At 72.0% G+C, this 8,217-nt stretch carries 9 protein-coding genes; all 9 read right to left on the bottom strand.

Annotation, left to right across the window (positions count from 1 at the left end):
- Positions 1-10: 10 nt before the first annotated feature.
- A complete protein-coding gene (locus ACRRSS_RS19345) occupies positions 11-319 on the bottom strand; it encodes a hypothetical protein (RefSeq protein ID WP_435972360.1) in 309 nt (102 codons plus the stop codon).
- A complete protein-coding gene (locus tag ACRRSS_RS19340; protein WP_435972359.1) occupies positions 312-878 on the bottom strand; it encodes a YbaB/EbfC family nucleoid-associated protein in 567 nt (188 codons plus the stop codon). Before ACRRSS_RS19340 ends, ACRRSS_RS19345 begins: the two co-directional genes overlap by 8 nt.
- A 39-nt stretch (positions 879-917) precedes the next feature.
- A complete protein-coding gene (locus ACRRSS_RS19335) occupies positions 918-3,161 on the bottom strand; it encodes a hypothetical protein (RefSeq protein ID WP_435972358.1) in 2,244 nt (747 codons plus the stop codon).
- A gap of 34 nt (positions 3,162-3,195) precedes the next feature.
- Positions 3,196-3,627, bottom strand: coding sequence for a hypothetical protein (locus ACRRSS_RS19330; RefSeq protein ID WP_351900578.1), 432 nt, complete (start codon positions 3,625-3,627; stop codon positions 3,196-3,198).
- Positions 3,628-3,779: 152 nt separating this feature from the next.
- Positions 3,780-4,076 (bottom strand): WXG100 family type VII secretion target, encoded by a 297-nt coding sequence (locus tag ACRRSS_RS19325; RefSeq protein ID WP_351900577.1) that lies wholly within the window; start codon positions 4,074-4,076, stop codon positions 3,780-3,782.
- A 77-nt stretch (positions 4,077-4,153) separates the two neighbouring features.
- Complete coding sequence (locus ACRRSS_RS19320; protein WP_435972357.1) at positions 4,154-4,492, bottom strand: hypothetical protein; 339 nt, start codon at positions 4,490-4,492, stop codon at positions 4,154-4,156.
- Positions 4,493-4,606: 114 nt separating this feature from the next.
- A complete protein-coding gene (gene eccB / locus ACRRSS_RS19315; RefSeq protein ID WP_435972356.1) occupies positions 4,607-6,070 on the bottom strand; it encodes a type VII secretion protein EccB in 1,464 nt (487 codons plus the stop codon).
- A 155-nt stretch (positions 6,071-6,225) separates the two neighbouring features.
- Positions 6,226-7,605, bottom strand: coding sequence for a type VII secretion integral membrane protein EccD (eccD, locus tag ACRRSS_RS19310; protein WP_435972355.1), 1,380 nt, complete (start codon positions 7,603-7,605; stop codon positions 6,226-6,228).
- A gap of 196 nt (positions 7,606-7,801) precedes the next feature.
- Positions 7,802-8,170 (bottom strand): hypothetical protein, encoded by a 369-nt coding sequence (locus ACRRSS_RS19305; protein WP_435972354.1) that lies wholly within the window; start codon positions 8,168-8,170, stop codon positions 7,802-7,804.
- Between the last annotated feature and the right edge of the window lie 47 nt (positions 8,171-8,217).

The following is an 8,217-nucleotide window of genomic DNA, read 5'->3' as shown; positions in this document are numbered from 1 at the left end:
GCGACCGGCCTCAGAACCCGTCCGCCTGCGCCCCGGCCTCCTCGTCCGACTTCGCCATCGTGTCGGACGTCTCGTTCCCCGCCTCCACGACCGTGCCCAGCCGCTTGCTGATGTACGCGAGCGTCTCGGTGAGGTTCTCGGTGGGCTTGTCGACCTGCTGGTGGTAGGCCGTGCCGATCTCGTCCTTCCCCGCGGACTCCTTGTTGATCCGGTTGATCTCCACGATCGCCCGGCTGAGGTCGGTGAGACAGCGCTGGTAGTCGTCGTAGTGCGCGAACTTGCTCTTGAGGTCGCTCAGTACCTTCAGTTCGTCAGCCACTGAACTCCTCCTGCTTTCCGGTGGGGATGCGGGTCTCGGACTCGGTGACGAACTCCTCCTGCTTCGCGGCCTGCTCGGAGGCGCGGCGGGCGGTCGCCTCCTCCTCGGCGGCGAACTCCCGCTGCTTGGCCGCCCTCGCCTCCTCCTGGGCCTCCTCCAGGCCGAATGAGGGACGCATCGCCCGCAGCGGCTTGAGCAGTTCGTCCATGTCGGCGGGCATGCCGCTCATGCCCGTCACGCTGCGCAGGTGGCCGCCGAAGTCCTCGAAGCCCTTGATGCGTTCGATGACCTGACTGCCCATCGTGGCCCGGGCCTCGTTGAGCACGTTGACCAGGGCGGCGGAGAGTTCGGCCGGCGCCATCGACTGGTACGCCTTCGTGTGGAAGGTGAGCGAGACCACCTGTCCCTGGGGGCCGACCGTCACGGACACCATGCGGTCCTTGGAGGTGACGGAGGCGGTCGCCTCGTCCAGTTCGCGTTTGGCCGCGAGCATCCGGTCCCGGTGGTCGTGCAGGGCCGACATCGCGTCCTTGAGGATGCTGTCGAAGTCGATGGCCATGGGGCGCCTTTCGTGTGGTGGGGAGGGGTCGGCCGGCCGTCAGCGGCCGATGACCCCGCTGACGGAGCCGGTGTCGGTGCCCCAGGTGTCCTCGTCCTCGGTGAGCCAGGTGGTGCGCTGCCGGTCCTTGCCCTGGTTGGGTTGACCCGCGCCCGCGCCGCCGGGGCTCATCGGGGGCATCATCGGCGGCATCATCGAGGACTGCGACGCTCCGGGGCCGCTCCCTGGCCCGCCGGACGACTGCCTGCCATCGGCCCCGGGAGCGGCGGACGAGCCGGTCGGAGGGGTCTGCGTGGGCAGGCCGAGCATCCGGGCGGCCCGCTCGCCGAGGCCGGTCGCGCCGCCGACGGTCGTGGACGTGCCCTTCAGCCTGGCGCCGTCGCCGATCCCGCCGCCGCCCGACCCGAGGCCGTCCGTGACGAACTTCCGGCCGCCGGCACCGCCGCCGGCACCCGTACCGAGCCCGTCCGTGAGGTGTTTGTTGCCGCCCGGACCGCCGCTGGTGATGGTCTTCGGATCGGGACGCGAGGTGATGGCGTGCTCCGCGTTGGTGAGCAGCTGGTGGGTGCGGCTGATCGGGTTGCCGTTCGCGTCGACGACGATGCCGTCCTTGAGCGTCGCCCCCTTGGGCAGCGCGTACGGGTTGCCGTTGGAGTCGAGCAGCGGCTTGCCCTTGGCGTCGACCACGGTGCCGTCCGCCAGGACCTTCGCGCCCTCGGGAAGACGGATCCGGTCGTAGGAGGAGCCCGGCAGTCCGCCCGTCTGGGTGTCCTCCTTGGGCGGCACACCCACCTTGCCCCCGGGCGGGGCGACGACCTGCTTGCCTCCCGCGCCCATCACCGGCTTTCCGTTGGAGTCGTAGACCTTGCCGTCCTTGCCGATGCGGGAACCCGGCGGCACCATGACGGGGTTGCCGTCGGAGCCCATGACGGGCTTGCCGTTCTTGTCGAGCAGCGGGACCTTGCCGCCTCCCGTACCGCCTCCCGTGCCGCCGCCCACCGTCCCGGGCGAGGTGGTGGGAACCGAGATGGGAGGGGGCTTGGGGCCGCCGGGGAGGTTGCCCCCCGGCAGGTTGCCGGATTTGTTGCCTCCGGACCCGCCGGTCCCACCGGACCCGCCGCCCTTGCCTCCCGTGAGGTCCGGGAGGTTGCCCCCGCCGGTGCCGCCGGGACCCTTCTTGTCCAGGTTCGGGGGGTTGGGACCGGGGCCGCCGGCGCCGCCGGGGCCCCCGGGCCCTCCGGCGCCCGAGCCGCTCGGCAGGGTGAAGTTCGGCTGGTAGACGCCTTCTTCGAGGGCGGAGGCGAGCTTCTGGTACTCCGTGTCCAGCTTGCCGACGTAGGTCGTCGCGGCGGTGTCCAGCGTGGACAGACCGAGCAGCCACTCGTTCTTCGCGGCCCGCTCGATGGTCTTGATCCAGTCGGCGGCGCTGACATCGGTTCCCGACTTGTCGACGATCTTGTCGAAGACCGGGTCGGTCTGGCTCGTGTATCCGTTGCCGTAGCTCGCCGTCGACGTCTGCCACGTGACGTGGAGCGTCGCACCCGTCATGAGACGGTTGAACTCCCTGCGCAGCAACGACACACCGTTGTACGGCGAGTAGGCTTCCGGCGTGCCTTCGCCCGTCGGCTTCTTCCACGCCTCCAGGCCCTGGTAGAACATGCCGGACGAGGAAGCTCTGAGCTGCTCCTTGGCGGACTCCAACAGGGTGACGCAGTTCTGCGGCGTCGTGATGTCGAGCCTGACCTTGTTCATCTCCATGTGCATGACGTCGACGAACTTCTTGAACGAGCCGGCCGCGCTGCCCCGCCACTCGCTGCCCTCGGAGTCCAGGTCGTCGCCCCACCCCTTGATGACCGGCATCCACTCGTCGAGCCAGCTGACCACGCCCTCCAGCTGCTGCTTGGCGTTGACGAAGGTGAACTGGTTGACGATGCTCGTCTTCGCGGGCGAGGTGCTCACCAGGGGCCCCAGGGCCTTCATCGGCTCGCTCAGCCACAGGTTGTACGGCGAGTCAGCGGCGTCCCAGTAGCCCTTCCAGTCGACGCTGAAGCCCACGACGTACCGGGCTCTGTCATTGCCGTAACTGCTCTCGGCCGACCAGTAGATGTCGAAGATCTTGCTGTAGTCCCTGGTGAGCCCCACGTTCTTCTCGATGCGGAAGGTGGCGAAGTCGATCCATGCCTTCGACTCCGGTCCGGCCACCGCTTCCCGGGTCGTCAAGGTCCCGGTCGTGTCCATGAAGACCTTGAGGCCTTCCTCCCAGGTCCACTTCTTGGCGTCCATCGTCGCGCCGAACTCCTGTCGGGTTGGTGGCGGTCTACTTCGCGGGCGGGGAGCCGGTCCCACTGGGCTGCTGGGCGTCCCGCTGGATCATGCTGAGGAGCTCCCACATCTCGGTCACGTCGACGGAGTCCCCGGCGGCGTTGCCGAGGATCTCCTTGACGCTCCGCAGATTGAGGCTGCCGCTCTTGGTGACGCCCTGGAGCTTGTCGAGAGCGCCCTCCACCTGCTTGCACATCGCGGTGAAGCCCGCCTGCACGCGGGCGGCGCTGGTCAGCTGCTTCGGGTTCCCCGGCAGGAGCTGGCCGTAGTCACCGTTGGACGCGCCCGCCGACCAGTCCGGGAGCGCCAACAGGACCGGGTCCGATGTCAGCTCCTTGAGCAGCGCCTCGAACTTCGTCGCCTTGTCCAGCAGAACGTCCTCGGTGATCGAAGTGACGTTCTTGTCGCCCTCGTCGTCGTCCGCCATGGTTCCTCTCCTGTCCTGTGCCGGGCCGTACACCGTTCGGCACGGAGAACGGAGGGCCCCCGCCCCGGGGTTCACCCCCGGCCCGCGATACGCCGGGACCCGGCACACCGACGAACGGTCGGCGCGCCGGGTCCCGGGGCGGGGTGCGGCGTTCAGCGCTGGAACAGGAAGGCACTCTTGCGGTCGCCGTTGCGGATGATGCCGTGAGCGTCCGCGAGCAGGTCGGCGCCCTTGTTGAACTGCTGCGACAGGTTGGAGTCGAGGCTGTTCACGGCCTGCTTGAACTCCGCGAACTCCTTGGCCGCCTCACCGGTGAACTCGGCGCGGATGGCGTCGAGCCGCTGGACGACGGTTTCGAGGGCCGCGTTCATGGTCGCGGCGACCTGCTTCATCTGGGCGTTCGCGTCCTCGAGCGCGCCGTGTTTGATGTCCATGTCCATTTCGCTCATGCGCGTTCCTTAGAGAGAAGGGGAGAAGCGGGGGGAGAGGAGGAAGGAGGCGGCGGACCGGGGATCGCCGCCCCGGGTCACTTGCTGAGGACGTCGTAGACGTCGCCGGACCACAGGTCCATGTTGGCGTCCGCCTCACCGGCGGTGTCCGTCATGACCTTGCTGGTCGTGCCGACGGCGTCGACGAGGTCCTTGTACTCGGCCATCACCGTGCGGTAGCCGCGCTGCCAGTTCTCGATCTTCGCGATGAACTTGGTGCCCGCCGCGGACACCATGCTCTGCGCGACCTGGTTCGCGATGTCCTCGGACTGCGTGTAGGCGCGCTCCATCGTCTGGAGGTGCTCCTCCAGCTCGTTGAGGGTCTGGGTGAGTACCGCGGACGAGATCTTGAGGTTGGCGTTGGGAGCTTCGGACACCTGGTCTCCTTGGTCGTACGGTCGGTGGAATTCCCGGCAGGGGGAACGGCCCGTCCACGGCGCGGGGTTCACCCGGACCACCGTGACGGCGTCCCACGGCGTGGACGGCGGGACTCAGCCCCGAGGAGCCGACGCGGGACACGCCGGGTCGAGCCCGCCCGAGGGCGCCTCGACCACGCCCTGCGCCGCCAGCGCCGCCGGATCGAGGCCGGGACCCGAGGGCAGCATGGTCAGCAGGGTCGCGGGCACCCCCACCGCCGACGCCCCCGCGTAGCCCAGGGCCTTCGCGGACTCCTGCGTCGGCAGCGGGTACTTCACACCGTTGTCCGCCACCAGATACGTCGTTCCAGCGGCACCCGCCCCGGACAGGGCGCGCACCAGCGCGCCGCCCCCCGGCCGCACCGAGATCCGGTCGGCGCCGCCGCACGCCGCCGCCACGCCCGGCTGGGGCGTCACCGGCCGGCCCGCGACCGCTGCCGCGTCGACCACGGTCACCAGGGTGCTGGGCCCGCCGCCCGCCGAAGGCCGAACCTCCGTGCACACGCCCTGCCCCGCCCCCGGCTCCACCAGCTTCGGCGGCACCGCGGGAAGCCCCGCGGCCGGCAGCGTCCCGGCCGGCGCCGGGTGGGCGGCCAGGTCGGCGGCGCCCACCTCGGCCGCCACCGCGGCGGCCCCGGCGTACGCCTCCTTCTGCGTCCGCGGGTCACCGCGCAGCAGCTCGAACTGGGTGCGGCTGAGCGGTGCCAGCCCCTTTCCGGTCAGCGCGTACGGCTCACCGCCCGGACCCGTGAACAACTGGCCGACCCGGGTCGGCCGCCCGGCGAGGGCGGGACCGGGCGTCCCCCGCCCCGCGACCTCGGGCGAGGCCAGATCGGGGCCGGAGGGAAGGGAGTTGAGGTAGGAGGCCGCCACGGGGAACGGGGAGACCGCGCCATGGCCGAGCGCCGTCCCGGCTCCCGCGCCCATCCGCAGCCGCTTCCCCTGCCACAGCACATGACGGGCACCGTCCGCCGTGGCCACCAGGAGCCCCTGGTCAGGACCGAGCGCCCGGCCCGTGCTCGCGGAGCCGACGGCCAGCGAGACCACCGGCGCCACCGCCCCCGACGCCGTGCCGGCCACCAGCCCGCACACCATCCACTCGCCCCGGGACAGCGCGGACGCGGCCGGCAGCCCGTCCGGAGCGCCCACGATCCCCACCGGACCGCCACGCGGCGCCGACGCGAGCGAGTTCTGGCCGACCTGGGCGACGGTCATCTTCTCCCCGGCCACCAGCCGGGCACTGGCCTGGTTGAGCACCGGACGCAACTCGCCGCCGATGAACAGGTACCGGGCACCCGTCTCCTTGACCACCACCAGGGTTCCCGGCTTCGCCCAGCTCGTCGCGCCCCCCGGTTTGATCGCTCCGTACAGGCCCATCACCAGGGCGATGAGGACGGCGATGAACAGTCCGGTGCGCACCCCGCGGGTGGTGCGCCGGGTGGGGAGGTCCAGGGCGTCGGGTTCGCCCCGCAGCATCCCCGCCCCGAGCCTGCTCATCACGAACAGGTGAGCCTGCACCTGGTCGCGCCTGGACTGCATGTGAACTCCTCAAGGGGAAAGGTACGTCGGGGCGCGAGGCGCTTCCCGGTGCTGTGGTCGGTCCTGCGCGGGCGTCCCTCGCCCGGGTCGGGACGGTCCCGGGCAGGGAAACCCGCGCGGGACCGTCCCCGCCCGGGTCGGGCCGGTCCCGGCGGTCACCCGGTGAGCCCCCGCACCCACGTGAACACCCCGGCCTCGGTCAGCGCCAGCGGGAGCAGACTCAGCGCCAGCGCGCTGTGCAGCAGGTCGGCGGCCCGCCCCCAGTACGGCAGCATCCGCCGACCCGGCACCGTCCACGAGACGATCGCCAGGGCCGCGGCCGACGCCGTCAGTCCCGCCAGCAGGTACAGACGGCCGGTGGGGCCGAGCGTGAGGGCCCACCCGGCCGCCAGCAGGCCCAGGCCGTACACGCCGGGCAGCACCAGGGCCAGCCGCTGCCACCGGGAACCCACCTCACGGGCGTGCAGGACCAGCAGCAGGGAGAGCGCGGCCGCCAGCGCCACGGGCGCCCAGCCGGGCGCGCGGGTCATCAGGGTGAGGCAGCCGGCACACAGGGCGCCGGTCACCACGTGGAAGGCGGTCAGATAGCCGTCGGCCACGGCGCTGCGGTCCACGACGTCCCGCGCCGGGTACGGCTCGATGTCCTCCTGGAGTTCCCCGGCGTTGCGCGGCAGCGCGGGCAGCTTCAGCCCCGACAGCCGGAAGGCGAACCCGGGAAGGAACGACCCGAACGCCACCACCAGCACCGCCAGCGCCCCGGCCGTCTCCGACGGGGTCAGCCCCAGCAGGACGAGCGCCCCCGCCACCGACGTGGCCACCGACGTGACGAGCAGTCCGAGGAACAGGGGCGCCGAGCAGGCCACGGAGGCGAGCGCGAGGACCGACGCGCTCGCCGCCGCCGAACCGCCCGCGAGCAGCCGGGCGGCGGTCAGGTCGCTGTCCCCGGTCGGCAGCAGCGCTCCGGCCAGTGCCAGGAAGGGGACGGCCGCCGCACCGAGCGCCGTGCCGGCCCCCGCGTCCCCGACCGCCCGGGCGGCGCTGCTCGCACCCAGGAGAAGGAGCACTCCGGTCAGTGCCGCCGAGACCACCCGCAGCGGCCCGATGTCGGCGGAGAGGGCCAGCAGGACGAAGCCGCCCGCCAGCGCGAGCAGCGCGAGGCCGAGGGCCAGGTGGTGGGTGAGGGCGGGGTGCCACGCGTCCCCGCGCCGTTCGAGCCCGGCCGCGACGCCGTCGACGACGTCGTCGAAGTGCACCTCCGGCAGGGACTCGCGGCGCAGCCGCAGATAGAGGCGCTCGCCGTCCTTCAGGCCCAGGGCCTCCGTCGTCTGCTCCTCGTCCAGGGGCTCCTCACCGAGTCGCTGGAGCACCCAGCCGCCCGCCTCGACGGCCTCCTCGTCGAGTCCGTCCCCGGAGTAGCCGATGATCGTCGGCAACAGATCCGCCAGGGGGACGTCCGCCGGCACGGAGAGTTCGACCACCTTGTGCGGCCCGTGGAACCTCAACCTGCACAGCCCCGCCACCGCGCTACCGCTCACTGCCCGCGTGTCCTTCCTGCTGTCCCGCCGAGGCCGGAACGCCCTCGGCGGGCAGTGGAACGGAAAGCCCCGTGCACCGGGTTCAGCGCCGACGACAACAATCGGACCCGGATCGGGCAGGCACGTGCGCCGAGGACACCCCGGACCCGACCGGACCGGCGGGGTGACACCCGTCCCGCGCCGGGAGCGCCCGGAGTCAGCCGTCCCCGCGCAGCGCGCGTACGAGCGCCTCGACGCCCTCGTCGCCGTGCCGAGCCAGGAGCACGGCGACCAGCCCCGCCACGCTCCGCCGCTCCTCCTCGCTCCAGCCGCCCGCCGACGGATGCTCGTCGACCACGAACACACGCGCGATCAGCCGAGTCTCCGGCGGGGGTGCCTCGCCGGACGCGGTGCGGCCCAGCAGCCGGCCCACCGCGTCCGTCACCTCGGACGCGGTGGCCTCCGGCACGTCGAGCCCCGTCGCGGCCCCGGCCGGCGGTTCTCCGTCCTCCGGACCGACGTCCGGCAGCCACGCGCGCAGCAGCGCGCGCACCTCGTCCGCCTCCTCGTCCTCGTTCCCGTACACCGTTCTCCCACGGACACCGCCACGACGGGCGTGCACACACCTCCGCG

The organism is Streptomyces sp. Qhu_M48 (genome assembly GCF_051305195.1).
Lineage (GTDB): Bacteria > Actinomycetota > Actinomycetes > Streptomycetales > Streptomycetaceae > Streptomyces.
This window is presented reverse-complemented; position numbering and strand designations above follow the sequence as displayed.